Here is a 25,625-nt window from a genome sequence, read left to right on the forward strand (position 1 = left end):
TATCATCCTCGTCTCAACGATTGCAGAACCAGTCAAATTTGAGGAAACATCTCGAAAATCCACGCTTCAGAATCGAGACATCATGACCTAATCATGAGAACGCATCATGCGAACCGCGCGAGATCAGCAGAAGCTCCGCTTCGGCATCCGAAGCCTTACCGGCGAAGAGACCTTGACGCTCATGCCTTCGACGACGCGCGGCGGGGGACACTACATGTACCGCATCTCGAGTTCCGGACTTCTCCTGTGCCTGCTGTCGCAGACCGCGATGGCGGCGGACCTCCCGCGGCGGGCCCTTCCGCCGGCGGCGACGGCCGTGCCGATCTTCTCCTGGACCGGAGCGCATGCCGGCCTGTTCGCCGGTTACGGGACCCTCGATCGGGCCACGCAGTTCGTCTGCACAGGTCCGGACGGGCAGCCCGGAGCCCGGAACTGCCCGGTCATTCCATCGAAGCGGGCCTCGGACGGGAGCTTCGTCGGCGGCGCCGAGGTCGGCTACGATTGGCAGGTGAATTCCGGCTTCGTCGCCGGCGCCGCCGCGGATTACCAATTCACCCGGCTGTGGGGCTACGATCGCCGCGAGGGCGCCTTTCCGGCCGCGGGCGGCGGCTTCTATCGCCGCAGCGTCGCCCATTCCGGCCAGAGGCTGGACGAACTCGCTACCCTGCGCGGCAGGATCGGCTTCGCCGTCGATCGCACCCTCGTCTACGCCACGGGCGGCCTCGCCGCGGGCACGGTCCGGACCGACAACAACCTGTCGTTGGCCGGTTTCCCGCTGTTCGACGGGCGCCAGGGCGCGGTGCGCCTGGGCTACGTGGCCGGCGCCGGCATCGAGCACGCCTTCAGCGAGCACCTCTCCGCCAAGGTCGAGGGTCTCTACTACGATCTCGGCTCCCGGGCGGTCCTCCCGGCTCCGTCGTACCCCGTGCTGACCGGCTACCACGCCGGCGCGCGGGTCGCGACGGACGGCTTCCTGGCCCGCGTCGGCCTCAACTACCGGTTCGGAGCCGGGCTTCCCACCCTGGCCCCGATCGCGTCGGCAGGCCCGGCCACCTGGGATTTCGAGGGCGGCCTGCGCTACGTCTTCAGCGCCGGGACACCGCGCGAGAAGCTCGGCGACCCCGACGCGCCCGGCCAGCTCAATTCGCGCCTGACCTACAACAACACCCAGGCGCATGCCGGCGAGAGCTTCGCACGGCTCGAGCACAACCCCACCGGCCTGTTCGCCAAGGGCTTCCTCGGCTCGGGCGGCGTCACCGGCGGCCGCCTCGCCGACGAGGACTTCCCGCCCGCCCTGCGCCGCTATTCGAAGACGCTGTCGCCGATCAAGGACGGCGACATCGGCTACGGCGTGATCGATCTCGGCTACGACGTGCTGCGCCGGGACGGGTACAAGCTCGGCGGCTTCCTCGGCTACCAGTTCGCGTCCGAACTGTATAACGGCTACGGCTGCCGTCAGGTGGCGGGCGGGACTCCCTGCGCCAGACCCTACCCGACCAGCATGAAGACGCTGGGCGAGAGCATGCAGTGGAACGCGCTGCGCGTCGGCGTGATCGGCGAAGCGCGGTTCGACCGGGTCCGGCTGAGCCTGGAAGGCGCCTACCTGCCGGTCGTGAGCCTGAGCGGCGTCGACCGGCACTGGCTGCGGCCCGACATCAATCCGGGGCCGGAAGGCGGCCGCGGCGACGGCTACTTCCTGGAGGGGATCATCTCGTACGACCTGACGCCGTCCGTCAGCGTCGGCGTCGGCGGCCGCTACTGGCAGCTCCAGGCCGACAAGGCGCACACGACGGCCTTCCCGTTCTCGCCGCCCAGCCCGATGAAGTTCGAGACCGGTCGCTACGGCGGCTTCGCGCAGCTCTCCTACCGGCTGGCCGATTTCGGCTTCGGCGAGACAGGCGCTCCGGCGGCCCCGATCCGCAAGGACTGATCCAGCCGCCACGCCGCGCCCGAACGCGGGCGCGGCAGGCCAGGGGACGGGCCGCGCCGGCCGTTCGATTCCGGTGCCTCGATCCCGGCATCGGCCCCACCCGGCCCGCGGCAGCGACGCCGCGGGGCCGCTCAGCTTGGCCGCGCGGCCGCGTGAACCGGCCGCGACCGGTCGTCGGCGTCCCCGGCAGGTCCGGCCCGGACGGGAGTTCCGGCCCGGACGGGAGCGCCGGCACGCTCGACGGAGGGCCGACGCGGCCGGACCGCTCCCCCACGCAGCACGCGCCCCGCGCGCCCGCACCCCCTCACGGCCGCGGCCGGGCCGGGTTCCCCACCACGGTGGCGCCGGCCGGGACGTCGCGCGTCACCACGCTGCCCGCCCCGACGATCGCGTCGTCGCCGATCGTGACCCCGGGGAGGATGATCGCGCCGCTGCCGATCCAGACATTGGCGCCGATCACCACCGGGCGGGCGAATTCCAGCATCTGCCGGCGCTGGGCCGGGTCGCGCGGATGATCGGGGGTCAGGATCTGCACGGCGGTGCCGATCTGCGTCAGGTCGCCGATCGTGACCGACATCACGTCGAGGATGCTGCACCCGAAGTTCAGGAACACGCCGCGGCCCAGGCTGATGTTGTAGCCGTAGTCGCAGTGGAACGGCGGCCGGATGTTGCAGCCCGGGCCGACCCGCGCGAAGGCCTCCTCCAGGAGCGCCTGCCGCTCGGGCTGGCTCCGCGTCTGCGCGGCGTTATACCGGTCCATCCATTCCGAGATGCGCCGGTTGTCGGCGGCCAGTTCCGGGTCGTCGGCGCAGTACAGCTCGCCCGCCAGCATCCTCTGCTTCTGGGTCTTCACGATCTCTGTGTTCATGGTGGGGACCTCCCTCCGGCCGCGTCGGACCCTAGCTATGCGTACAGATGTACATATCAAGGCCGCGCGCGTCACGGCCCGGCTGCCCTGAACCGGATCCGAGGAGGTCCCCTTGCCCGCCGCCCAGCGCCGTTTCGACCCGGATCGCCGGGCGCGCATCATCCGGGCGACCCTCGACGTCGTCGCCGAGCACGGCGTCGCCGGCACGACCCACCGCCGGGTCGCGGCGGCGGCCGACGTGCCGCTGGGCTCCATGACCTACCATTTCGACAGCCTCGACGCGCTTCTGACCGAGGCGTTCACCGGGCTCGCCGACACGGTCTCGGCGCGGTTCGCCGACCGGCTCGCCGCGGCCGCGACCGTCGACGAGGCCTGCGAGGCCGTGGTCGACCTGATCGTGAGCGACCTCTGGGCGAGCCCGCGCACGATGCTGCTGAGCTACGAACTCTACGCCTTCGCGGCCCGGAACCCGCCGCTGCGCCGGGTCATGCAGGACTGGATGGCCAAGAGCCGGGCCGCCCTGGAACGGCACTTCGCGCCGGAGACCGCCAAGGCCCTCGACGCCATGATCGAGGGCCTGACGATCCACCGCTCGGTCGACCCGCAGCCGGCGGATCGGGCGCAGGTGCGGGCGATCGTGGAGCGGCTGGTGCGGTAGGGCCGCACCCGTCCCCGCACCCGCCCCCGCACCCGCCCCCCACCGGGCCGGGGACGCCGCGTGCCGGCCCCTCAAGCGATCGTGATCGCCGGCCGGACAGGTGCCGAATGCCGCACGGTGCCGGCAAGGAATCAGCAACCGTCGCGCGAGCAGGTTCGCCCCGATGCGTGCCGAGGGCGCGCCCGGGCGCGGTCCGCGCCGGTGGTGGGGAACCCTGGGGCCGATGCAGATTGACGCGACCCGCCCGGCCGCGCCGCCGGATCCCGCTCCGCACCGGGCCGCGGGCGAGCCTGCACCCTGGGACGGGGGCCCCGGCTTCGGGCAGTGGCGTCTCGATCCGCGGACCCGCCGGGTGACCCGATCGGCGAGTCTCGCGCGGCTGCTCGGGACGCCCGGCGCGTGCGACCTGCCGCTCGCCGAGCACGTCGCGTGCTATCATCCGGACGACCGCGCCGCCCTGGTCGCGCGGCTCGAGGGGATCCTGGGAGGAAGCCGGCCGGCAATCCCCTACCAGGCGCGGGCCCGCATCGTCCGCCCGGACGGGACCGTGCTGGACGCGATCATCCAGGGGCTGCCCGAGTTCGGGCCCGAGGGCGCGCTCGTCGCCCTGCACGGCCTCATCCTCGACGTGACCGACCTCGTCCGGTCGGAGCGGCGGGCGCGCGAGACCGACATGATCCTGCGCGGCACGCTGGACAGCTTGGACCAGGGCCTCGTCGTCCTCGACGCCGACCAGCGGGTGCGCGCGTTCAACCGGAGCGCCGCGGACCTGCTCGACCTGCCGGACGACGTCCTGCGGGCGGGCGTCGCCCTCCCGGACATCCGCGCCTACCAGCGGGCCCGCGGCGACTGCGCGGCGGCCGGGTCCGATCCGGGCCTCGGAACGGGCGCGCGCGCCGGGCTGCCGCCGCTGTTCGACTGGCGCCTGCCCGGCGGCCCGATCCTGGAGGTCCGGTGCGCGTCCCTGCCGGACGGCGGCACGGTCCTGACCTTCGGCGACGTGACCCAGAACCGAATCGCCGAGCGGGACCTGGAGGAGAGCGAGCGCCGCTACCGGCTGCTGGCCGAGAACGCCACCGACATCATCATCTGGTCCGACCTGACCGCCCGCCGCCGCTACGTCTCGCCGGCGGTGCGCGCCGTCCTGGGCTACGACCCGCAGGAGCTGATCGGCACCCATCCCCTCGACTTCGTCCATCCCGACGAGGTCGGCGCGTACCGCCGCGTCCTCGACGACCTCACCGGCGGCCGCGCGTCCCGCGCCCTGACCTCCCAGCGCTACCGGCACCGGGACGGGCACTGGGTCTGGGTGGAGATCTCGTTCAGCCTGACCCACGATCGGGCGACCGGCGCCCCGGACGGCTACGTGGCGACCCTGCGCGACGTGAGCGCCCGCAAGGCCGCGGAGGACGCCCTGCGGTTGAGCGAGGCCCGCTACCGCGCCCTGGCGGACGCGCTGCCGCAGCTCGTCTGGATCGCCAGCACGGAGACCGGCGACGCCTCCTACGTCAACCGGCGCTTCGAGGATTACTACGGCCCGATCGGCCCGACGCGCGCCGCCCGGATCGCTCGGACGCATCCCGACGACACGGAGCGGATGGAGCGGCTGTGGTCGGAGGCGCCCGCCCGCCGCGCGCCCTACGAGGTCGAGGGCCGCCTGCAGCGGCACGACGGCGCCTACCGCTGGCACAAGATCGTGCTCCTGCCGATCTGGCAGGGCGAGAGCATGGTGGGCATGCTCGGCACCGCCCTCGACATCGACGAGATCGTCACCGCCCGGCGCGCCGTGGAGGACGCCAGCAGCCTGCTGCACCTCGCCCAGCAGGCCGCCCATGCCGGGACGTGGCACCTCGACCTCGACAGCGGCCGGATCGAGTGGTCCCCCGAGAGCGCGCGGCTCCACGGCATCGAGACCGACCGGAACCACGCCCTCGACACCCGGGACTGGCTCGCCCTGATCGATCGCGCCGACGGCGAGCGGGCGCTGCGGATCGCGGCCGGGGCCGCGGCCGCCGGGCAGACCTTCTCGATCGAGTTCCGGGTCCCCACCGCGGACGGCGGGGTGCGCTGGATCAACGGCGTCGGGCGCGGCGCGCCCGGGCAGGCGCGGCGGATGATCGGCCTCAACATCGACGTCACCGCCCGCAAGGCCGCCGAGGCGGCGCTCCTCGCCGCCAAGGCGGCGGCCGACGCCGCGCGCCTGGAGGCGGAGCGGGCGAGCGCGGCCAAGAGCGAGTTCCTCGCCGCCATGAGCCACGAGATCCGCACGCCGCTCAACGGGGTGATCGGCTACGCCGACCTGCTCCTCGACGGGACGGATCTCGGACCGTCGGCGCGCCGGAACGCCGACCGCATCCGCACCGCCGGGGCCGCGCTCCTGACCGTGGTCAACGACGTCCTCGACTTCTCGAAGGTCGAGGCCGGGCAGATCGAGATCGTGCCCCGGCCCTTCGCCCTAGAGGCGCTGATCGACAACGCGGTGTCGATCGTGCGCCCCTCCGCGGAGCGCAAGGGGCTCGCCCTCACGCTCGCCCAAGGCCCGGGCCTGCCCGACTGGGTCGAGGGCGACGAGGACCGCCTCCGGCAGATCCTGCTCAACCTGCTCAACAACGCCGTGAAGTTCACCGCGTCGGGCGGCATCGACCTGTCGGTCCGGGTCAGCCCGGACGCGATCGGCGGGACGCGGCTGCGCTTCGCGGTCCGCGACACCGGCATCGGCATCCCGACCGACAAGTGCGACCGCCTGTTCCGGCGCTTCTCGCAGGTCGACGGCTCGATCAGCCGCGAGTACGGCGGCACCGGGCTGGGGCTCGCCATCTCGAAATCCCTCGTCACGCTGATGGGCGGGACGATCGGCGTCGCGAGCACGGTCGGGCACGGCTCGACCTTCTGGTTCGAGGCCGACCTGCCCGCGGCGGTCCCGCCGGCCCGCGCGACCGCGCCGGCCTCGGCGATCGCCCGCGCGACCGGCCGCCGCCTGCTCCTGGCCGAGGACGTGCCGCTCAACCAGGACCTCGCCCGGATGATCCTGGAGCGCGCCGGGCACGCGGTGGACGTGGTGGCCGACGGGGTCGCCGCGGTGGCGGCCGTCCAGGCGCGATCCTACGACCTCGTCCTGATGGACGTGCAGATGCCCGTGATGGACGGCATCGCGGCGACCCGGCGGATCCGCGCCCTGGGCGGCGCCGCCGGCCGCCTGCCGATCCTCGCGATGACGGCGAACGTCCTGCCGCAGCAGGTGGCCGAGCTGCGCGCCGCCGGGCTCGACGACCATATCGGCAAGCCGTTCCGCGCGGACGCGCTGCTCGCCGCGATCGACCGGTGGGCGGCCCCTCGCGCCGAGCCGCCGCGCCGCGCGGGGACGATCGACCGGGCCACCCTGGACGAGATGACCGCGATGGTCGGCCAGGCGCGCATGGGCGACCTCCTGGCGATGCTGGCGAAGGAGCTCGCCGAGCGGTTCGGGCCGGCGGCGACCGACGGCGACCGGACGCGGCTGATGGGGGACGCGCACGCCATGGTGTCGGCGGCCAGCATGATCGGCTTCCTGGATCTGGCCGCGACCTGCCGGGCCTTCGAGACGGCCTGCCGCGCGGGCGAGGACGTCACCGCGCTGCTGGCCGCGCTCCGGGCCCAGGCGGCCGCCACGATCGACGAGATCGCCGCGCTGCGCGCGGCCTGAGCGGGGGCGCCGGAGCCGGCCCGCGGGTTTTGCACGCCCAAATTCTCGTCTCCCAGCCACGCGGCGGCGAGGAACGATCTTCCCAGCCGGCGGTCCCGCGCCGGCTGCGCGCCCGCCGGGCCGCGACTCCGGGACGACGATGGCGGGCGCCTCCGGCGAGGGCGGTTCGGAGAACGGCACCGGCTATCGCGCGCGTCCGGGGAGATGGATATTCCGGCGCGCGCGGTCCGCGCACCGCCGCGGGCGGCTGCCCGCGACCCGCGCACCGCCGCGGGGGCCGCGGCGCGAGGCGGATCCCGGGCGCGACCGGGGCAGGGCACGGGCCCTTGCCTTCGTGGCCGAGCTCGGTCGACCCTGCGCCCGGCCGCCCGAGTCGCCCCGCGCCGGGCCGGCCGGAATGGGGGACATCTCATGACATCTGCCGGTCCGCACCGCCGCGCCGTCGCGCTGGCCGCCCTGGCCGCCCTGGTTCTCGGCGCGCCGTTCCCCGGCACCGCCCGCGCGGCCGACCGGGAGGTCACCTTCGCCCACCAGGACATGGTGGTGCCGTTCCGCGCCCTGATGGCCTCCGGGGCGATCGAGAAGGCGACCGGCTACACGATCCACTGGCGCAAGTTCGGCGGCGGCGGCGACGTGATCCGCGCCATGGCCTCGGGCAGCGTCCAGATCGGCGAGGCGGGGTCGAGCCCGATCGCGGCGGCCGCGTCGCAGGGGCTCGACATCCAGCTGTTCTGGATCCTCGACGAGATCGCCGACGCCGAGCAGCTCGTGGTCCGCGCCGGCAGCGGCGTGACGGGCGTGGCCGACCTGCGCGGCAAGACGGTCGCGGTGCCGTTCGTGTCGACCGCGCATTACCAGCTGATCGCCGCCCTGGCGGAGGCCGGGCTGACGCAGGCCGATGTCCGGATCCTCAACATGCGGCCGCCCGAGATCGCCGCCGCCTGGGAGCGGGGCGACATCGACGCGACCTTCATCTGGGACCCGGTGCTCGCCCGGGTGAAGAAGTCCGGCACCGTGGTGGTCTCGGCCGGCGACCTCGCCCGCCGGGGCAAGGCGACCTTCGACGGCCTCGTGGTCGACCGGGCCTGGGCGGCGCGGAACCGGGACTTCCTGGTGACGCTCGTCCGGCTGATCGCCGCCCAGGACGCGGCCTACGCCGCCAGGCCCTGGGGCGCCGACGCGCCGGAGGTGGCGGCGGTGGCCCGGATCAGCGGCTCGGCGCCCGCCGAGGTGCCCGCGAGCCTCGCGGCCTACCGGTTCCCGACCCTGGAGGCGCAGGCCTCCCCGGCCTGGCTCGGCGGCGGCGCCGCCAAGGCCCTGACCGAGACCGCCGCCTTCCTGAAGGCGCAGGGGCGCGTGCAGGCGCTGGCGCCCGACTACGCCCGGTTCGTCACGACGGAGGTCGTGGACGCGGCCCGGAAATAGCCTGTCCCCGGACCGGAGGGCCCATGATCGAGATCCGCAACCTGAGCGTCCGCTACGGGCAGGGCGCCGACGCGGTCGCCGCGCTGTCGGGGATCGACCTGACCATCGGTCCCGGGGAGTTCGTGGTGGCGCTCGGCGCCTCGGGCTGCGGCAAGACCACCCTGCTCTCGGCGATCGCGGGATTCCTGGCGCCCACCGAGGGCCGCATCCTCCTCGACGGCGCGCCGGTCCGGGGTCCGGGGGCCGAGCGGGGCGTGGTGTTCCAGCGCCACGCCCTGATGCCCTGGCTGGACGTCGCCGAGAACGTGGCCTTCGGACCGAAGATGCGGGGCGTGCCCCGGGCGGAGCGGCGGCGGATCGCCCTGGCGACGCTCGACCTCGTCGGCCTGCCCGACTGCGCCGACCGGAAGGTCTACGAGCTCTCGGGCGGGATGCAGCAGCGGGTCGGCCTCGCCCGGGCGCTCGCCGGAGACCCGCGCGCCCTGCTGATGGACGAGCCGCTCGGCGCGCTGGACGCCTTCACCCGCGAGCAGATCCAGGAGCTGATCCTCCGGATCTGGCACCGGACCGGCAAGATGGCCTTCTTCATCACCCACGACGTCGAGGAGGCGGTGTTCCTCGCCACCCGGCTGGTGATCATGAGCCCGCGGCCCGGCCGCATCGTCGAGACGCTGGACCTGCCCTTCTCCCGGGCGTTCGTCGAGGGCCGCGACGCGCGGGCCGTGAAGTCGGACCCCGCCTTCATCGCCGTGCGCGAGCGCGTGCTCGCGCGCATCCGCGGCGGCGCCGGCGCGGCGTCCGAGGCCGTCCGATGAGCGGTCTGCCCCGCGCCGCGCCGAACGCGGTCCCGGACGTGATCCCGGACGTGATCCCGGACACGGCCCCGGCCCCGGCTCCGGCGACGGCCCCGCTGGCGCGCACCGGAATCCGCCGCCGCCGCGGGATCCTGGTGCCGGCGGTCAGCGCCGCCACGGTGCTGGCAGCCCTCGGCCTCTGGCTGGCCGCCACCCGTGCCGGCTGGGTGAAGCCGCTGTTCCTGCCGCCGCCGGAGGCGGTCCTGGCGGCCTTCGGTCAGGCCTGGCGCGGGGAGATCGACGGCGCCCCGCTCGGGCTCCACGTCGGCGACAGCCTCCTGCGCGTCCTCGGCGCCTTCGCGCTCGCCGCCCTGGTGGGCATCCCGGCCGGGCTCGCCATGGGCACGAGCCGGATCGCCCGGGGCATCCTCGACCCGCCGATCGAGTTCTACCGGCCGCTGCCGCCGCTCGCCTACCTGCCCCTGATGATCATCTGGTTCGGGATCGGCGAGCTGTCGAAGGTGCTGCTGATCTTCCTCGCCTGCCTCGCCCCGGTGGCGCTCGCCGCGCGGGCGGGGGTGCGCTCCGCCTCGGTCGACCAGATCAACGCCGCGCGCGCCCTCGGGGCGAGCCGCTGGCAGGTCCTGCGCCACGTGGTCTTCCCGGCGGCGCTGCCGGAGATCCTGATCGGCCTGCGGATCGGCATGGGCGTGGGCTGGACCACCCTGGTGGCCGCCGAGATGGTGGCGGCCCAGGCCGGGCTCGGCCAGCTCGTCCTCAACGCCTCCAATTTCCTGCGCACCGACGTGGTGGTGATGGGCATCCTGCTGATCGGCCTGTTCGCGGGCCTGTTCGAGCTCGGGATGCGGGGCCTGGAGCGCGTGCTGGTGCCCTGGAAGGGCCGACACTAGCGCCGCCGCAGCACCCGCTTGAGCCGGCTGCCCGCGTGCGGATCGACGTAGTGCAGCAGGGCCGTGGCCCGGATCGCGTCGGACGCGCAGGGCTCGTTCGTGTGCAGCGAGCGGTAGCCCCAGAAGAAGTACAGGCTTCCCGGCTTCAGCGACAGGCGGATCACGCGGTCGCTGCCGCGGTCGTAGGCGCGGGTCAGGAGCTTCTGCGCGAGCGGATTGTCGACCAGCGCCTTGTCGACAAGGTTGCGGAGGTAGCTCCGACGCAGTGCGCGGGTGTTCGGGTGGATGATCAGGCGCCCCGGAGTACCGTGGTCCGGCATCGTGACGGGGACGAGGGCCGTGAGCACGTACGAGTCGAAGTGGAAGCGCATCGAGTGCGTCCTGGCGCCATGTCCCGCCAGACAGCGCAGGATCTGGTAGTAGCCGACATCCGGCGCGGGCCGTCCCACGGCGCTCTCGTAGATGCCGCGGCACAGGGCGTTGAAGGTCGGGTCGTCCGGCAGGGCGGCCAGGAACGTGCCGCCGAGATCCTTCGTCCCGGTGAAACCCGCGTACTCACCGCCCTTCGCGGCGACCGCCCGCGCGACGAAAGCCTGCGCGACGCGCAGGTCCTCCGGGCTCACGTAGTCCTCGAGAACCGCGTAGCCCTGTGACGTGATCTGCTGCGCGATCGCCCCCGCCACGGCGCCGGAGGGGACCTTGAACATGTAGCTCATGGGACCGAACCTTGCCGACCCGAGCCAGACGACACCTGAGAGCCGGTCCGAACGCCATCAGGCGCATTATCTGAGCCGATAGAGTCGGATTCGTCAATCATTCATCTGGATAAATAGCTGCACAAGATGGCGCAAGTTGCGCCATTACTGCACAGGCCGCCGGGACGAAGGGGGCTATGGGTTCACGGCGCGGCGGCGGATGGGTCCGCGCGGAGACCCTGCGGATCGGAGGAACGGGCCGGCCCGCGCGCGGCTCTGCATCCACGTCCGCGTCCCGACAAGATGTGGGGCCCACCAGGCAGCGGACGTGGAGGTCGGCAGAACCAACCCGTCCTTGATCGCGTCGGCCCGCTCGCCGGTCGCCCTCATTTGATGCGCTCGCTGCGCTGACGAACCGCGTCCAGCGCTCACGCGGACGCGCAGGGCGCGCAAGCTCCGGCCCGGACCGGGACGTCCCGGGCCCCTCGGCCAGGACGCGGGGCCTGCATGCGGGGCTTGGACGCGGGGCGTCGCGCCGTCCCCGCCGGCGGAGTCAGGTGTCGGCCAGTGGAGGGACGGCACGTCGCGGCGGCCAGCAGAAGAAAATTCCCTTCGAGTCCGCCGCTCAACTCTGACGGAAGCCTAGGGCGGGCGAACCGGGCACGGCGAGACAACACATATATTTGAATACAAGATCTTTACGGGAATTTGTATTGGGCTATAACGGATTTTGCAGGATCACAATCGTCGCGCAGCGTCGCCTCTGGTTGCGGTGAGATCGGGGAGGTCTCGGATGGACCACGCGGACGACGTCGTATCCGAGGCGGCGCTCGTCGCGGCGCTCGAAGCCTCGGGCGGCGTCGGCTTCTGGATGTGGGACATCCTCCGGGACGAGGCGCGGGCCGATCCGGTGAGCGCCCTGCTGTTCAACATCAGCCCGGCCCGGTCGCGGGTCGGGGTCAGCCTCGCGGAGCTCCTGAAGGCCGTCCATCCGGACGATCAGCCCCACATCTCGCAGGTCATTCTGGACTGCGTCCGGACCGGCGGCTCCTACACGGCGGAGTACCGCGTCTGCTCGCCGGAGGGGCGGCTGCGGTGGCTGTTCACCCGCGGGCACTTCTACCTGGACCAGGACGGGCGACCGACCACCGGACGGGGCGTGATCGTCGAGATCTCGGACAGCAAGGCGGCCGGCGCGGCTTTCGCGGAGCGCGACGGGGACACGATCGACGACGCCCTCAGCCGCACCGCCGACCTCTGCCTGTCGCTGCACAACACGGTCTCGGTGCTCGGCGACACCGCCCTCGTGGCGCTGACCGAGACGCTGCTCCTCGAGATCGGCAAGCGGCTCGCGGAGCGCCAGCGCGCCGAGCGCAGCGGCGGTCTGCACTGAGCGGGGCAGCTGCCGGAGGTCGCGGATCGTCCGCTCGATGCGCGCCGCCCCGGCTTCGTCGACCGGCACCGGCTGTCCGGTCTCGTGCGGCCCGTCCGGGACCGGCGCCCCCCGCGCCTGCGACCTTCCGACCGGAACTTGGCCGTGCGGCACCCGTGTTTGCCGGTTGAATGAGCCCCGCGCTCACAACTGCTGAGAGGTGAACGCCATGACCATGGACGCCCGCGAGATCTACGTCACGGCCCTGAAGAACACCCATGCTGTGGAGATGCAGGCGCTGCAGATCATGGAGCGGCAGGTCGAGCGCCTGGAGCGCTATCCCGAGATGGAGCAGGCCCTGCGCCGCCACATCGAGGAGACGCACGGGCAGCGCCACCGGCTGGAGGAGGCGCTCCAGAGCCTGGGCGACAGCCCCTCGACCCTCAAGGAGGGCTTCCTGGGCTTCGTCGGCAACATGATGGCGCTGGGTCACACGCCGGCCCAGGACGAGATCCTGAAGAACACCTACGCCAACCACGCCTTCGAGAATTTCGAGATCGCCGCCTACGAGTCGCTGCTCACCATCGGCGACGCCGCCGGCCAGCAGGGCCACCGGACGGCGTTCGAGCAGTCCCTCAAGGAGGAGCAGGCCATGGCGGAGGCGGTGCGCAAGCTGATCCGCCCGACCACCGAGCGCTACCTCTCCCTGACGGTATCCGGCGCCAAGGCCGACCGCTGAGGTCCCGTCGTCCCCGCCCCGAGACCGGGCGGGGACGGCCCTTCGTCCACCTTCGCCCGCTACCCGAGCCACGCTGACCCGGTCTGATCGCGCGCCCATGGACATCGGAAGCCGCCCATCGACGGACAGTCCCCGGCCGGAGCCGGAAACCGCCGGCGGGGCCCTGGGGCGGGGGTGCGTCCACCTCTGCGTGGACATGCAGCGCATGTTCGCCGAGCCCACCGACTGGCAGACCCCGTGGATGAATCGCGTCCTGCCCCATGTCTGCCGCCTCGCGGCGGCGCATCCGGAGCGGACCGTCTTCACCCGCTTCATCCCGGCCGCCCGGCCGGGCGAGGGCCGCGGGACCTGGGCGACCTACTCGCGGCGCTGGGCCGGCATGACCCGGGAGCGCCTCGACCCGGGCCTGATCGACCTCGTCCCGGACCTCGCCCGACTGGCTCCGCCCGCCGAGATCGTCGACAAGACCGTCTACTCGCCCTGGCTGGAGACGGGCCTCGACGCGCGCCTGCGCGCGCGGGGGGTCGACACGCTGATCGTCACGGGCGCCGAGACCGACGTCTGCGTGCTGGCCGCCGTGCTCGGCGGGGTCGATCTCGGCTACCGGATCGTGCTGGCCACCGACGGCCTGTGCAGTTCCTGCGACGAGGCGCACGACGCCCTCCTGCTGATGTACCGGATGCGCTACGGCCACCAGGTCGAGACGATGACGACCGCCGAGATCCTCGACCGCTGGCACTGAGCCGGCCGCGCGCCCTCCCGCCGCGCCCGAGCATCCGATCTGTAATGGCCAAGCTCAAGGCGAGTTCTCGGCCCGGCTCCGCCGGCCACCCCGGCTCACGAACACTCGATCCGTGCGGCCGCGCACGCGAAAAACAGTCGCGGCGCATGAACCGGTGGCCGGTGAGACCGTTATGTTCCTGAACAGGGTTCCGGAGGAAAGGTTATGGCCAAGCACGAGATCCTCGGCTACTTCGAGCACCGCCGCGACGGGGCCTGGGTCTGCGTCCGTCCCTTCACCCTGACCACGCGGGACGCGAGCGTCGACATCCGCCAGGGCATGCGCTTCGACTACGGCAAGCGCGTCGGGGGCGTCGATCTGGCCGAGTACCTCGAGCGCCTGGGTTCGCAGTTCGGTTCCTGAGGCGCGGTCACGCGCGAGCCGCATATCGCAGACCCTTCGACGCGGCGCCGGGCGTGACCCCTGCGCCGCGCTTCGTCGTTCCGGGCGCCGCTCAGGCGCCGCCCCACTGCATCGTCAGGCCGCCATCGACCACCAGGGTGTGGCCGGTGACGTAGGCGGCGTCCTCCGAGGCGAGGTAGAGGATCGCCCGGGCGATCTCCTCGGGCTGGCCGGCCCGGTGCCACGGAATCCGCTCCAGGGACTCGTCGAGAACCTCCGGCTTCTCGAACCGGTCGGCGGTCATCGGCGTCTCGATCAGGCCCGGGGCGACGCTGTTGACGTTGATCCGATCCTCCGCGAGTTCGCGCGACAGGGACCGGCAGAGGGAGCCGAGCCCGGCCTTCGACATGCCGTAGGGGGCGCTCTCCGGCGTGGGCAGGTGCTGGGCCACGGAGGAGACGAACACGATCTTTCCGTTGCCGCCCTGGGCCCGGCGCATCCGGATGAAGGGGCGGGCGCAGAACAGCGGTCCCATGAGGTTCACCCGCAGGATCCGCTCCAGCACCGCGTCGTCCATCTCGGCGACCGGCATCCCGCTCATGGCCTGCCCGGCATTGGCCACGAGGATGTCGAGGGTGCCGAACTCGCTGCCGATGCGGTCGAAGGCCGCCGTCACCGCCGCCGGGTCGCCGACGTCGAGCTGGAGCACCAGCGCCCGCCGGCCCGCGGCCTCCACCCGCGCGGCGGTCTCGCGGATGCCCTCCGCGTCGCTGTGATAGGTGATGGCCACGTCGGCGCCCGCGCGGGCGAGCAGTTCCGCGGTCGCCTGCCCGATGCCGGAATCGGCCCCGGTGACCAGGGCGCGGGTGTCGGTGAAGCGCATCGCGGATCTCTCGCTGACGCCGCCGTCGCGGCGGGGTGCCTGGGCAATGGGCGCCGCCCGGGCCGGTTCCGGGCGCGCGCAGCCGCCGCAGGGGAACCCGATCCGGGTTCGCGTCTTTGACGCCCCGCCGCCGCATGGCCTAGTGAGGTCGCATGTCCCTCGAAGATACGACCCGCTCGCTCGCGGAGGAGTGCGCGCCCGACACGCGGAGCCGCATCCTCGCGACGGCGGGCACGTATTTCCGCGAGATCGGCTACCAGAAGACGACCGTGGCCGACATCGCCCGGACGCTGAAGATGAGCCCGGCCAACGTCTACCGCTTCTTCGAGTCGAAGAAGGCGATCAACGAGGCGGTGCTGGAGCGGCTGATCGGCGAGAGCGAGGCGGTGATCCTCGGCATCGCCGACCGGCCGGGCCTCGACGCCACCGCGCGCCTCGCGGCGGCGATCGAGGCCCTGCATCGCGACTCCACCCGGCGCTGCGAGACGTTTCCCCGCCTGCACGAGATGATCGAGGCGGCGATGGCGGAGAGCTGGGACGTCTGTCGCCACCACGTCGCCCGGATCACCGCCGGGTTCGAGCGGATCATCCGCGACGGGGTGGCGCGGGGCGAGTTCGAGGCGGCCGATCCCGCCGAGGCGGCCGCCTGCGTCCACGTCGCCATCGCCCGCTACACCCACCCGCTGCTGGTGGGCTGCTCCACCCTCCAGCCGGTGCCGCCCATGGCGGCGATGACGGCGTTCCTGCTGCGGAGCCTCGCGCCGCGCGGGTCGCTCCCGTAGCGCGCCGCCTACTCGGAGGCCGGTCCCGCCTCCGGCGCCGGCTCGGAGGCGCTGGGCTGCGGCCCGTCATAGCCCTCGATCACCAGGATCTCGGCCTCGACGCCGCCGCGCTGCTTGGCCTTGGCGGCCTGGTAGAGGTCGGAGTTCCAGCAGGCGAGGGCGTCGGCGTAGCTCGGGAACTCGATCACCACGTTGCGGGACCGGGCCGGGCCCATCACCGCCTCGTGGGCGCCGCCGCGCACGAGGAACCGGCCGCCGAACTTGGCGAAGGCCGCGCCGTTGGCCGCCACGTAGTCCTTGTAGGCCTCCGCGTCGCGGACATCGACCCGCGCGATCCAGTAGCCCTTGGTCATGCTGCGTCTCCTGCCCTGCGGAGCGAAGTGGGACCGCTCCGCCCGAAGGCAATCCCGCTCGGATCAGGCGAGGTCCGCCACGATCGCCCGCGCCACCGCGCGGGGGTCGGCGGCGCCGGTGATCGGGCGGCCGACCACCACGTGGTCGATCCCGGCCCGGCGGGCGTCGCCCGGCGTCATGACCCGCTTCTGGTCGCCGGCCGCGGCGCCCGCCGGGCGGATGCCCGGGGTGACGATCAGCCGGTCCGGACCGACGACGCGCCGGACCGCGCCCGCCTCGGCGGCCGAGCAGACGAGGCCGTCGATGCCGATCTCGGCCGCCTGCGCGGCGCGCTTGGCGACGAGCTCCGCCACCGGCAGGCCGTAGCCGGCCTCCGCGGCGTCGGCGTCGTCGTAGGAGGTGAGCACCGTCACGGCGAGGATCCTGAGTCCCGCGCCCCGGCCGCGGACCGCCGCCCGCATGGTCTGCGGGTAGGCGTGGACGGTGAGGAAGGTGGCGCCGGAGCCCGAGGCCGAGCGCACGCCCTCCTCGACGGTGTTGCCGATGTCGTGGAGCTTCAGGTCGAGGAAGACCTTGAGCCCGCGGGCCGCCAGCCGCTCGGCCAGGGCGAGGCCGCCCGCGTAGCCGAGCTGGTAGCCGATCTTGTAGAAGGTCGCGGCGTCGCCGATCCGGTCGATCAGCGCCTCGGCGGCCTGCACGCTCGGCAGGTCGAGGGCCACGATCAGGCGGTCGCGGGGGTCGGCAATCTCGGTCATCGGCGCGTCCTTCGGGGGTCGCGGCACGGATCACGCGCCGGCGATGCCTGTCAATGCGGGCGGGTCCGGGCGACGCCGTCCCCGACCCGCCGTGCGCGCCCCGACCCGCGCGCCGTCCTTGCGAGCGCAGCGAAGCAATCCAGGGCGGCGCGCCGGTCTCGGATTTGATGTGTCGCTGGATTGCTTCGCTGCGCTCGCAAAGACGGGCGCGACCCTTCAGTCCCGAGGGATATGGGATGCGCATGTCGTCGCTGTCGGGACGAGGCCCCGATGGCCCCTCATCCCGCCATCACCCCGCCATCACCCGCGCCACCTCGGCGCGCAGCACCGGCAGCAGCTCCGCCTCGAACCAGGGCTCGCGCTTCAGCCAGCCGTTGTTGCGCCAGGACGGGTGGGGCAGGGGCAGGACCCGGGGGCGGCGCGGCTCGGCCAGGATCTCCCGCCAGCGCCGCACCGTCCCGGTGAGGCCGCCCTCCATCCGTCCGAGGTGCCAGCCCTGCGCGTACTGGCCGATCACCAGGATCAGCTCCAGGTCCGGCAGGCCGGAGAAGAGTTCCGCCCGCCAGCGCTCGGCGCATTCCCGGCGGGGCGGCCGGTCGCCGCCCTTGGCGTCGAGGCCGGGGAAGCACGACCCCATCGGCACGATGGCCACCCGGGCGGGATCGTAGAACCGCGCCGCGTCGAGGCCGAGCCAGGCGCGCAGCCGCACGCCCGACGGGTCGGTGAAGGGCTGCCCGGTGCGATGGGCGCGGGTACCGGGAGCCTGGCTGGCGATGCACAGGCGGGCCGTGGCCGAGCCCTGGACGATCGGCCGGGGCTCCTGGGGCAGGGGCGGCCCGTAGCGCGGCGTGTCGCGGCAGAGGCGGCAGGCGCGCAGGCGCGCGGCGGTGTCGTCGAAGGCGGGCATGGCCCGGAGATGGCGTCGCGGCGCCCGAAAAAGAAACGGCGCGGTGTCGCGCCGCGCCGTCGTCAGTCGGGTCTCTTGCCTTGGGGGGAAGGCCCACCCTTCCTACGCCGATCCGGGCCGGCGGAACGTGCGTTTCCTCACGCGCCCTTCACGCCGGAGAGGTCGAGCGGCAGCGAGCGCAGGCGCCGGCCGGTCGCGGCGAAGACCGCGTTGGCGATCGACGGCCCGAGCACGGGCACGCCCGGCTCACCGATCCCGGTGGGCGCCGCCTGGCTCGGCACGATGTGCACTTCCACCTTCGGCATCTCGCTCATCCGGGTCGGCTCGTAGGCGTCGAAATTGTGCTCCTGCACCTGCCCGTCCTTGAGGGTGATGCGGTTGCGCAGCACCGCCGACAGGGCGAAGCCCACCGCGCCCTCGACCTGCGCGCGGATCACGTCCGGGTTGACCGGAACGCCGACATCCACCGCCGCCACGATCCGGTTGACGCGGATCGCGGCGTCGTGCGCCGTGACGTCGGCCACCATGGCGACGTAGGAGCCGAAGGATTCGTGGACCGCCACCCCGAGGCCGCGGCCCTGGTCCTGCGGCTTGGCGCTCCAGCCGGCCTTCTCGGCGGCGAGCTTGAGCACGCCGGACAGCCGCGGCGCCTGGGTCAGGAGGGAGAGCCGGTAGGCGACCGGATCGACGTTGGCGGCGTGGGCCAGCTCGTCGATCATCACCTCCATCACGTGGGCCGTGTGGGTGTGGCCGACCGAGCGCCACCACAGGACCGGCACGCCCTCGCGGCCGTTATGGACGCCGAACCGGTAGGCCGGCAGCGCGTAGGCGGTGTCGGAGGCGCCCTCCACGGTGGTGGCGTCGATGCCGTTCTTGACGATCATCGCCTCGAAGGGCGAGCCGATCATGATCGACTTGCCGACCATCACGTGGTCCCAGCCGACCACCGCGCCCTTGCCGTCGATGCCGGCCCGGACCCTGTGCAGCACGGTCGGGCGGTAATAGCCGCCGGCCATGTCGTCCTCGCGGGTCCAGACGAGGTGGAGCGGGGCCTTCTCGCCGGACGCCTTGAAGACGGTGGCGGCTTCCGCGAGGTAGTCGGCGGTGGGCGTCGCCCGGCGCCCGAACGAGCCGCCGGCCCAGTTGCTGTGCAGCCGGACCCGGTCGGCCGTCACGCCGAGGATCGCCGCCATGGTGGCCTGCTCGACGGTCTGGAACTGGAAGCCCGCGTAGACGTCGTAGCCGCCGTCGGCCCCCTTCTCGATCGTGGCGTTCAGGGGCTCCATCGCCGCGTGGGCGAGGTAGGGGAAGGTGAACTCGGCCTCGACGACCTTGGCGGCGCCCTTGAGCGCCGCCTGCGGGTCGCCGCGCTCGGAGGCCGTCAGGCCGGGACCCTTGGCGCGCTCGCGGTACTCGGCCAGGATCGCGTCGGACGAGCGGGTCTCGGCGGTGCTGTCGTCCCAGGCGACGGTCAGCGCCTCGCGGCCCTTCATGGCCGACCACGTGTCGCGGGCGATCACCGCCACGCCGGTCGGCACCTGCACCACGTCGAGGACGCCCGCGACCTTCCGGGCGGCCGCGGCGTCGAAGCTCTTCACGGTGGCGCCGAAGCGCGGGGCCCGGGCGACGAGGGCCGTGACCTGGTTCGGGCGGCGGATGTCGAGGGAGTAGACCGCCGTGCCGTTCGTCTTGGCGACGGAATCGAGGCGCGGCACCGTCTGGCCGATCAGCGTCCACTCGCTCGGATCCTTGAGCCGCGGCTCGGACGGCACCGGCAGCGAGGCGGCCGAGGCCGCGAGCTCCCCGAACCGGGCCTGCCGACCGGACGGGGCGTGGCGCACGAGACTGTCGGCGACCGTGATCTCGGAGACCGGCACCTTCCAGCGGAAGGCGGCCTCGGCCATCAGCATCTCGCGGGCGGCCGCGCCGGCCTTGCGCAGCTGGAACCAGGAATTGGCCACCGCGGTCGAGCCGCCGGTGCCCTGGATCGGGCCCATCAGGGTGTTGTTGTAGAGCGCCGCGTCGGCGGGCGCGAACTCGGTGCGGACGTGTCGCCAGTCGGCGCCGAGCTCGTCGGCCAGGATCGTGGCGAGCCCGGTCGTGTTCCCCTGGCCCATGTCGAGGTGCTTGATCACCACCGTGACGGTGTCGTCCGCGCCGATCCGCACGAAGGCGTTGGGCTGCGCCTTCACGTCGGCGAGGTTCGGGCCGGGCGCGGCGCGGGCGGGTTTCGGGTCGAGCCGGAACGCGACCACGAGGGCGCCGGCGCCCGCCAGCAGGCCGCGGCGGCTCGGACGGACGGGGAGGGGGTTCGGTCGACGGGCGTTCAGCATGGCGGCGAGGCTCCGGTCGGGACCGCGGGGGAGGGCGGGAAGGTGGGCGCCGGGACGGATCAGGCGAGGCTGCGCGCGGCTTCGTGAATCGCCGCGCGGATGCGCTGATACGTGCCGCAGCGGCAGATGTTGCCGTCCATGGCACCGTCGATGTCGGCGTCGGTGGGCTTGGCGTTGCCCGAGAGCAGGCCGATCGCCGACATGATCTGGCCGGACTGGCAGTAGCCGCACTGGACCACGTCGAGCTTGCGCCAGGCCGCCTGGACGGCCTCGGCCACCCGGCCCGACACGCCCTCGATGGTCGTCACCTGCGCGGCGCCGACATCGCCCAGCCGCGTCTGGCAGGCGCGGACCGGCTGGCCGTCGAGGTGGACCGTGCAGGCGCCGCACTGCGCGATGCCGCAGCCGTACTTGGTGCCGGTGGCGTCGAGCCGGTCGCGCAGCACCCAGAGCAGGGGCATGTCGGGATCGGCGTCGATCGCGTGCGCGACGCCGTTGACGGTGAGATTCGGCATGGTCGGCGACCCTCTACTCGACGCGCGTGTCCGGGCGCCCCGGATCGCGGCGTGCGACCGCGCTCGGGCCGGCGGGCCTCCACCCGAAACTAGCGGGCGCGGGCCCCGACACGATGTGCGGCACCGCACGTCGATCCGGCGGCACGACAGTCTCGATACAGCCCGCGATGCTTAAGATTGCAGGGATGTCGGCAGCCGCTTCTTAACATATCCGCCCCATCCTAACGGAGTGCTTCCCCGCCACCGCCGCCCGTCCGCGCATTCGAGCCGAGTTTGAAGACGCGCATGTCCGATCTCACCGTCGAGATGGTCCAGCGCGGTCGCGGCCCCTCGACGGAGGAGGCGGCGCGCCGCCGCGGGGTCGCCCGGGAAATCCGCTCGGCCCGGGAGAAGCTGACCTCGCGGACCGGCCTCGAACGAGCCTTCGACTACGAGCTGCTGCGCCACTACGCCCAGTACCGGGTCGGCGCGGGCATCCCGCTGGTGGGGTTCGCGGCGGTGCTGGCCGCGGCGTCGACCTTCTGGATCGCGCCGCCGGTGGCGGCGATCTGGGCGCTCGGCGTGGTCCTGATGATCTCGCTCAACACGACGTTGAGCCGGCGCTTCCTCCGCGCCGACCCGGCGACGATCCCGCTCGCCCGCTGGCGCCGCCGCTTCCTGGTCGGCGAGGTGCTGCAGAGCCTGTCGTGGGCCGCGATGATCGGGCTCGGAACCACCGGCGGCTGGACCTTCGCGCTGTTCGGCCTCGTCATCGCCTCCGCGGTCACCACCATGCTGGCCGCGACGGTGCCGCTCGCCGCCGTCGCCGCCCTGGTGCCGCTGGCCCTCGCCACCGCCTCGCTCGCGGCCTTCTCCCGCGGGATGGACCTGCTGATGCTGGTGGTCATGGCCGGCGGGGCGCAGGTCTTCTTCCTCGGCCTGTCCCGCCGCCTCTACACCTCGACGGTGGGCGCCCTGCGCTCCCGCGCCGAGAAGGACGCGGTGTTCGGCGAGCTGGAGCAGGCCAAGGCCAATTCGGACGAGGCCCGCCGCCGGGCCGAGGAGGCCAACCTCGCCAAGTCGCGCTTCCTCGCCACGATGAGCCACGAGCTGCGCACGCCGCTCAACGCCATCCTGGGCTTCTCGGAGGTGATGAAGAACGAGGTGTTCGGCACCCATACGGCGCCGTCCTACCGCGAGTACTCGCACGACATCCACGACAGCGGGATGCACCTCCTGAACCTGATCAACGAGATCCTCGACCTGTCGCGGATCGAGGCGGGGCGCTACGAGCTGAACGAGGAGCCGGTGCAGCTCGCCCACGTGGTCGAGGAGTGCCGCCACATGATGGGCCTGCGGGCCAAGGCGAAGAACCAGACCTTCCACGACCTCGTCGACGGCTCGCTGCCGCGGCTCTGGGCCGACGAGCGGGCTCTGCGCCAGATCGTCCTGAACCTCCTGTCGAACGCCGTGAAGTTCACGCCCCCGGGCGGCGAGATCTGGCTGAAGGTCGGCTGGACCGCCTCGGGCGGGCAGTACGTCTCGGTGAAGGACAGCGGCCCGGGCATCCCCGAGGACGAGCTCGGCACGGTCCTGTCCTCGTTCGGGCGCGGCTCGCTCGCGATCAAGACCGCCGAGCAGGGCTCCGGCCTCGGCCTTCCGATCGTGAAGGGCCTCGTGGAGCTGCACGGCGGGCAGTTCCAGCTGTCCTCCAAGCCCCGCGAGGGCACCGAGGTGGTGGTGACCCTGCCGGCCGCCCGGGTCATGGACACGCTGCCGCCGGTCGAGGTCGAGCCGGACTTCGTGGGCCCCGTGCGCGGCCCCCTCAACCGCGCCGCCTGAGCGGCCCGTCGGGCCGCGCGCCCCGGCTCAGCCGAGCCCGCCGAGGGCGCAGACCCGCGCCCACTCGGCCTCGGTCACCGGCTGCACCGACAGCCGGGAATTGTTGACCAGCACCATGTCGGCGAGCGCCGCGTCGGCCTTGATCGCCTCGAGCGTGACCGGGCTCGGCAGCGCCCGCACGGCCCTGACGTCGACCATGCCGAAGCGGCCGGTCTCGTCGGTGTGGTCGGGATAGTAGGCGCGGATCACCGCCACGATGCCCACCACCGCCTTGCCCTCGTTCGAGTGGTAGAAGAAGCCCTCCTCGCCGACCTGCATGGCCATCAGCTGCTTCTTGGCGAGGTGGTTGCGCACGCCGTTCCAGTGCGTGCCGGCCTCCCCGGCCGCGACCTGCTGATCCCACGACCAGGTCGCGGGCTCGGATTTGAACAGCCAGTACGCCATCGCTGAAGTCCCAGTAGACCGCCCGGCCGGGCGGCGCGCCCCGCCATAGCCCAGCTTCGCCTCCCAGGAACAGGCCGGTCCGGCCCCGGCCGCGCGCGGGACCGGCGGTCAAGCAGAACCCGCGTAGAACGCCGCAGCTCTGCTATCGCAAGCCTTGGGCAAATATTAAATTCTGCATGCAAATAGCCGTATAGCGCGTCACGCACCAATCGCCGGTTGCATACATGATCTCAGTCATCGGTTGCTTTATCGGTGAACACAACCTGTGGCTGGTAGGCCTCGCGGCCCTGGTCTGCGCGCTGGCGAGCGGCACCGCGATCGAGCTCCTCACCCATGCCGGCCGGACCGGCGGCCGCGGCCGCTACGTCTGGGTCGCGGTGGCCGCCGCCGCCGGGGGATCGGGGATCTGGGCGACGCATTTCCTGGCGATGCTCGCCTTCGAGCCCGGGCTGCCGTCGGGCTACGGCGTCGGGCTGACGCTCCTCTCCTACGTGGACGCCGTCGCGATCACCGGGCTCGGCTTCGCCCTGGCCGTCTCCGGCCGGGCGGTCCAGGCGGGCCTCGGCGGCGCCGTGGTCGGCGGCGGCATCGCGACGATGCACTACACCGGCATGGCAGCCTATCAGGTGGCAGGACACCTCGCCTGGACTCCCGCGCTGGTCGTGGTCTCGGTCGGCCTCGGGGCGGGGCTCGGCGCCGCCGCCCTGGTGGTCGGCCTGTCGGCCACCACGTTCCGGGGCCGGTACGGCGGCGCCGCGCTGCTGATCCTGGCGATCTGCGGCCACCACTTCGCCGGCATGGGCGCGGTGACCCTGCATCCCGACCCCACCGTGGCGATCCCCTCGGGCGCGATCCGGAGCGGGTGGCTCGCCGCGGCCGTGGCGGTGGCGAGCTGCCTGATCCTGCTGCTCGCCGGCGCCGCCCTCGTGGTCGACCTGCGCGAGCGCCGCCGCGCCGACCTCGAGCGCGAGCGCCTGCGCAGCCTCGCCAACGCGGCCGTGGAGGGCCTCGTCGTCTGCCGCGGCGGCGAGATCGTCAGCGCCAACGAGGCCTTCGCCCGGCTCGCGGGCCTGGAGGCGGCCCTCCTGACGGGCCGGAGCCTCAGCACCTACCTGCCGGACCTCGTGCCCGGCTCAGGGACGGCCGACCAGCCCCTGGAGACCGAACTCGTCCCGGCGGCGGGCGCCCCCATTCCCGTCGAGGTGATCATGCGCCCGGTCGCCGAGTACGGGCGCCTGCCGCACCACGCCGTGGCGGTGCGCGACCTGCGCGCGCGGCGCCGGGCCGAGAGCGAGATCCACTACCTCGCCCACCACGACGCGCTCACCGGCCTCGCCAACCGCACGAGCTTCCACGCCCGGCTCGAGCGCGCGATGCGCGCCGCGGACGCCCAGGGCGGCCGGCTCGCGGTGCTGTGCCTGGACCTCGACCGCTTCAAGGAGGTCAACGACCTGTTCGGGCACGCCGCCGGCGACGCGATGCTGCGCGACCTCGCGCTGCGGGTCGGCGGTCTCCTCGATCCCGAGCAGCTGATGGCGCGGCTCGGCGGCGACGAGTTCGCCATCCTGACGCCGCAGGCGGAGGGACAGGCGGAGCGGCTGGCCGAGCGGATCCTCGCCACCCTGGCGGCGGTACCGGCCGCCTCCGGCCCGGTGATCGCCACCAGCATCGGCATCGCGGTCTATCCCGACGACGCCGCGGACCTGCGCGCGCTCCTGAGCCACGCCGACGCCGCCCTCTACCGGGCCAAGAGCGAGGGGCGCGGCACCTGCCGGCGCTACGACGCCAGCATGGGCGCCGAGATCCGCGACAGGCGCCAGCTCGAGCACGACCTCCGCCACGCGGTGGCGCGGGGCGAGCTGGAGCTCGTCTACCAGCCGCAGAGCCAGATCGAGTCCGGCACGGTCACGGGCTTCGAGGCGCTGCTGCGCTGGCACCATCCGGACAGGGGCGGCATCTCGCCGGCCGTGTTCATCCCGATCGCCGAGGAGACCGGGGCGATCCTCGAGATCGGCGCCTGGGTGCTGCGGGAGGCCTGCCGGGCGGCGGCCGGCTGGCCGAACCCGCTGGCGATCGCCGTCAACGTCTCGGCGGTGCAGCTCCACAACCCGCACTTCGTCCCGTTCGTCCACGGGACCCTGTACGAATCCGGATTGCGGGCGGAGCGCCTGGAGATCGAGATCACCGAGACCGCGCTGATCCGGGATCCGGCCCGGGCGCTCCTCACCCTGCGCCAGCTCAAGGCCCTCGGCGTGCGGATCGCCATGGACGATTTCGGCACCGGCTACTCGTCGCTGTCGAACCTGCGCGCCTTCCCGTTCGACCGGATCAAGATCGACGGCTCGTTCATCAGGGCGGTCCACAGCAACCCGCAGGGGGCCGCGATCGTGCGCTCCGTCCTGGGGCTGGGGCGCGGCCTCGGGCTCGCCGTGGTGGCGGAGGGCGTGGAGACCGCCGAGGAGCTGTCCTTCCTGGCCGGCGAGCAGTGCCACCTCGCTCAGGGCTACCTGCTGGGTCGGCCGGCGCCGATCGCGCGCTTCGCGGCCCACACCCACGGCCACGGCCAAGGACAAGGACAAGGCCACGCTGTGCCGGCGGCCTCGGTGGCGTGACGCGGGTTGCGGGCCGGGGCCG

22 protein-coding genes are annotated in these 25,625 nt (G+C 73.0%); 13 read left to right on the top strand and 9 right to left on the bottom strand.

Annotated elements, in window-relative coordinates; all coding sequences use genetic code 11:
* The first annotated feature begins 181 nt into the window (after positions 1-181).
* Positions 182-1,930 carry an outer membrane beta-barrel protein gene (locus tag BMY19_RS13955; RefSeq protein WP_244534919.1) on the top strand — a complete coding sequence of 583 codons (1,749 nt, stop codon included), beginning with the start codon at positions 182-184 and terminating at the stop codon, positions 1,928-1,930.
* 304 nt (positions 1,931-2,234) lie between these two features.
* On the opposite strand, the gene BMY19_RS13960 is transcribed toward BMY19_RS13955, so the two are convergent.
* Positions 2,235-2,798 (bottom strand): sugar O-acetyltransferase, encoded by a 564-nt coding sequence (locus BMY19_RS13960; protein WP_056523342.1) that lies wholly within the window; start codon positions 2,796-2,798, stop codon positions 2,235-2,237.
* A gap of 112 nt (positions 2,799-2,910) precedes the next feature.
* On the opposite strand from BMY19_RS13960, the gene BMY19_RS13965 reads away from it, so the two are divergent.
* The 5 genes from BMY19_RS13965 (at position 2,911) to BMY19_RS13985 (ending at position 10,268) form a co-directional block, all read left to right on the top strand.
* Complete coding sequence (locus tag BMY19_RS13965) at positions 2,911-3,456, top strand: TetR/AcrR family transcriptional regulator (RefSeq protein WP_020093203.1); 546 nt, start codon at positions 2,911-2,913, stop codon at positions 3,454-3,456.
* Positions 3,457-3,679: 223 nt separating this feature from the next.
* Entirely contained in the window at positions 3,680-7,138 is a 3,459-nt protein-coding gene (locus BMY19_RS13970) for a PAS domain S-box protein (protein ID WP_100252075.1), read from the top strand.
* A gap of 411 nt (positions 7,139-7,549) precedes the next feature.
* The gene (tauA, locus tag BMY19_RS13975) at positions 7,550-8,563 is read left to right on the top strand and encodes a taurine ABC transporter substrate-binding protein (RefSeq protein WP_100252076.1); all 1,014 of its coding nucleotides are present in this window, start codon (positions 7,550-7,552) and stop codon (positions 8,561-8,563) included.
* Between the two features lie 23 nt (positions 8,564-8,586).
* Positions 8,587-9,378, top strand: coding sequence for a taurine ABC transporter ATP-binding protein (locus BMY19_RS13980; protein ID WP_091926361.1), 792 nt, complete (start codon positions 8,587-8,589; stop codon positions 9,376-9,378).
* On the top strand, positions 9,375-10,268 hold the full coding sequence (locus tag BMY19_RS13985; RefSeq protein ID WP_100252077.1) for an ABC transporter permease subunit: 894 nt from the start codon (positions 9,375-9,377) through the stop codon (positions 10,266-10,268). Before BMY19_RS13980 ends, BMY19_RS13985 begins: the two co-directional genes overlap by 4 nt.
* Here BMY19_RS13985 and BMY19_RS13990 read toward each other — a convergent pair.
* Entirely contained in the window at positions 10,265-10,984 is a 720-nt protein-coding gene (locus BMY19_RS13990) for a phytanoyl-CoA dioxygenase family protein (RefSeq protein WP_020093208.1), read from the bottom strand. The genes BMY19_RS13985 and BMY19_RS13990 overlap by 4 nt on opposite strands.
* A 772-nt stretch (positions 10,985-11,756) precedes the next feature.
* Between BMY19_RS13990 and BMY19_RS13995 the strand changes: the two genes are divergently transcribed.
* From BMY19_RS13995 to BMY19_RS14010, 4 genes are all read left to right on the top strand, one after another.
* Positions 11,757-12,356 carry a PAS domain-containing protein gene (locus BMY19_RS13995; RefSeq protein WP_100252078.1) on the top strand — a complete coding sequence of 200 codons (600 nt, stop codon included), beginning with the start codon at positions 11,757-11,759 and terminating at the stop codon, positions 12,354-12,356.
* 208 nt (positions 12,357-12,564) lie between these two features.
* Positions 12,565-13,074: a ferritin-like domain-containing protein gene (locus tag BMY19_RS14000; RefSeq protein ID WP_091677612.1), complete on the top strand. Its 510-nt coding sequence runs from the start codon at positions 12,565-12,567 to the stop codon at positions 13,072-13,074.
* A 97-nt stretch (positions 13,075-13,171) separates the two neighbouring features.
* Positions 13,172-13,816, top strand: a complete 645-nt coding sequence (locus tag BMY19_RS14005) for a cysteine hydrolase family protein (RefSeq protein ID WP_082557760.1) — start codon at positions 13,172-13,174, stop codon at positions 13,814-13,816.
* A gap of 204 nt (positions 13,817-14,020) precedes the next feature.
* Positions 14,021-14,218, top strand: coding sequence for a hypothetical protein (locus BMY19_RS14010; RefSeq protein ID WP_012318739.1), 198 nt, complete (start codon positions 14,021-14,023; stop codon positions 14,216-14,218).
* Between the two features lie 91 nt (positions 14,219-14,309).
* On the opposite strand, the gene BMY19_RS14015 is transcribed toward BMY19_RS14010, so the two are convergent.
* Entirely contained in the window at positions 14,310-15,080 is a 771-nt protein-coding gene (locus BMY19_RS14015; RefSeq protein WP_020093212.1) for an SDR family NAD(P)-dependent oxidoreductase, read from the bottom strand.
* A 152-nt stretch (positions 15,081-15,232) separates the two neighbouring features.
* On the opposite strand from BMY19_RS14015, the gene BMY19_RS14020 reads away from it, so the two are divergent.
* Positions 15,233-15,862, top strand: a complete 630-nt coding sequence (locus BMY19_RS14020) for a TetR/AcrR family transcriptional regulator (protein ID WP_020093213.1) — start codon at positions 15,233-15,235, stop codon at positions 15,860-15,862.
* 8 nt (positions 15,863-15,870) lie between these two features.
* Here the strand turns inward: BMY19_RS14020 and BMY19_RS14025 are convergent, their stop codons facing one another.
* The 5 genes from BMY19_RS14025 to BMY19_RS14045 form a co-directional block, all read right to left on the bottom strand.
* Positions 15,871-16,215, bottom strand: coding sequence for a DUF1330 domain-containing protein (locus BMY19_RS14025; protein WP_020093214.1), 345 nt, complete (start codon positions 16,213-16,215; stop codon positions 15,871-15,873).
* Between the two features lie 63 nt (positions 16,216-16,278).
* The gene (pyrF, locus tag BMY19_RS14030) at positions 16,279-16,971 is read right to left on the bottom strand and encodes an orotidine-5'-phosphate decarboxylase (RefSeq protein ID WP_056523322.1); all 693 of its coding nucleotides are present in this window, start codon (positions 16,969-16,971) and stop codon (positions 16,279-16,281) included.
* A 289-nt stretch (positions 16,972-17,260) separates the two neighbouring features.
* The gene (locus BMY19_RS14035) at positions 17,261-17,878 is read right to left on the bottom strand and encodes a uracil-DNA glycosylase family protein (RefSeq protein WP_056523320.1); all 618 of its coding nucleotides are present in this window, start codon (positions 17,876-17,878) and stop codon (positions 17,261-17,263) included.
* Between the two features lie 137 nt (positions 17,879-18,015).
* Entirely contained in the window at positions 18,016-20,211 is a 2,196-nt protein-coding gene (locus tag BMY19_RS14040) for a xanthine dehydrogenase family protein molybdopterin-binding subunit (protein WP_100252079.1), read from the bottom strand.
* A gap of 59 nt (positions 20,212-20,270) precedes the next feature.
* On the bottom strand, positions 20,271-20,726 hold the full coding sequence (locus BMY19_RS14045; protein ID WP_020093218.1) for a (2Fe-2S)-binding protein: 456 nt from the start codon (positions 20,724-20,726) through the stop codon (positions 20,271-20,273).
* A gap of 285 nt (positions 20,727-21,011) precedes the next feature.
* Between BMY19_RS14045 and BMY19_RS14050 the strand changes: the two genes are divergently transcribed.
* Positions 21,012-22,547 (top strand): sensor histidine kinase, encoded by a 1,536-nt coding sequence (locus BMY19_RS14050; RefSeq protein WP_020093219.1) that lies wholly within the window; start codon positions 21,012-21,014, stop codon positions 22,545-22,547.
* A 27-nt stretch (positions 22,548-22,574) separates the two neighbouring features.
* Here BMY19_RS14050 and BMY19_RS14055 read toward each other — a convergent pair whose 3' ends face one another.
* Positions 22,575-22,991 (bottom strand): EVE domain-containing protein, encoded by a 417-nt coding sequence (locus BMY19_RS14055; RefSeq protein WP_020093220.1) that lies wholly within the window; start codon positions 22,989-22,991, stop codon positions 22,575-22,577.
* 224 nt (positions 22,992-23,215) lie between these two features.
* On the opposite strand from BMY19_RS14055, the gene BMY19_RS14060 reads away from it, so the two are divergent.
* The gene (locus BMY19_RS14060) at positions 23,216-25,603 is read left to right on the top strand and encodes a bifunctional diguanylate cyclase/phosphodiesterase (protein WP_100252080.1); all 2,388 of its coding nucleotides are present in this window, start codon (positions 23,216-23,218) and stop codon (positions 25,601-25,603) included.
* Positions 25,604-25,625: the final 22 nt, after the last annotated feature.

The sequence above is a fragment of the Methylobacterium sp. UNC300MFChir4.1 genome, assembly GCF_900110155.1.
In the GTDB taxonomy this organism is placed as follows: domain Bacteria; phylum Pseudomonadota; class Alphaproteobacteria; order Rhizobiales; family Beijerinckiaceae; genus Methylobacterium.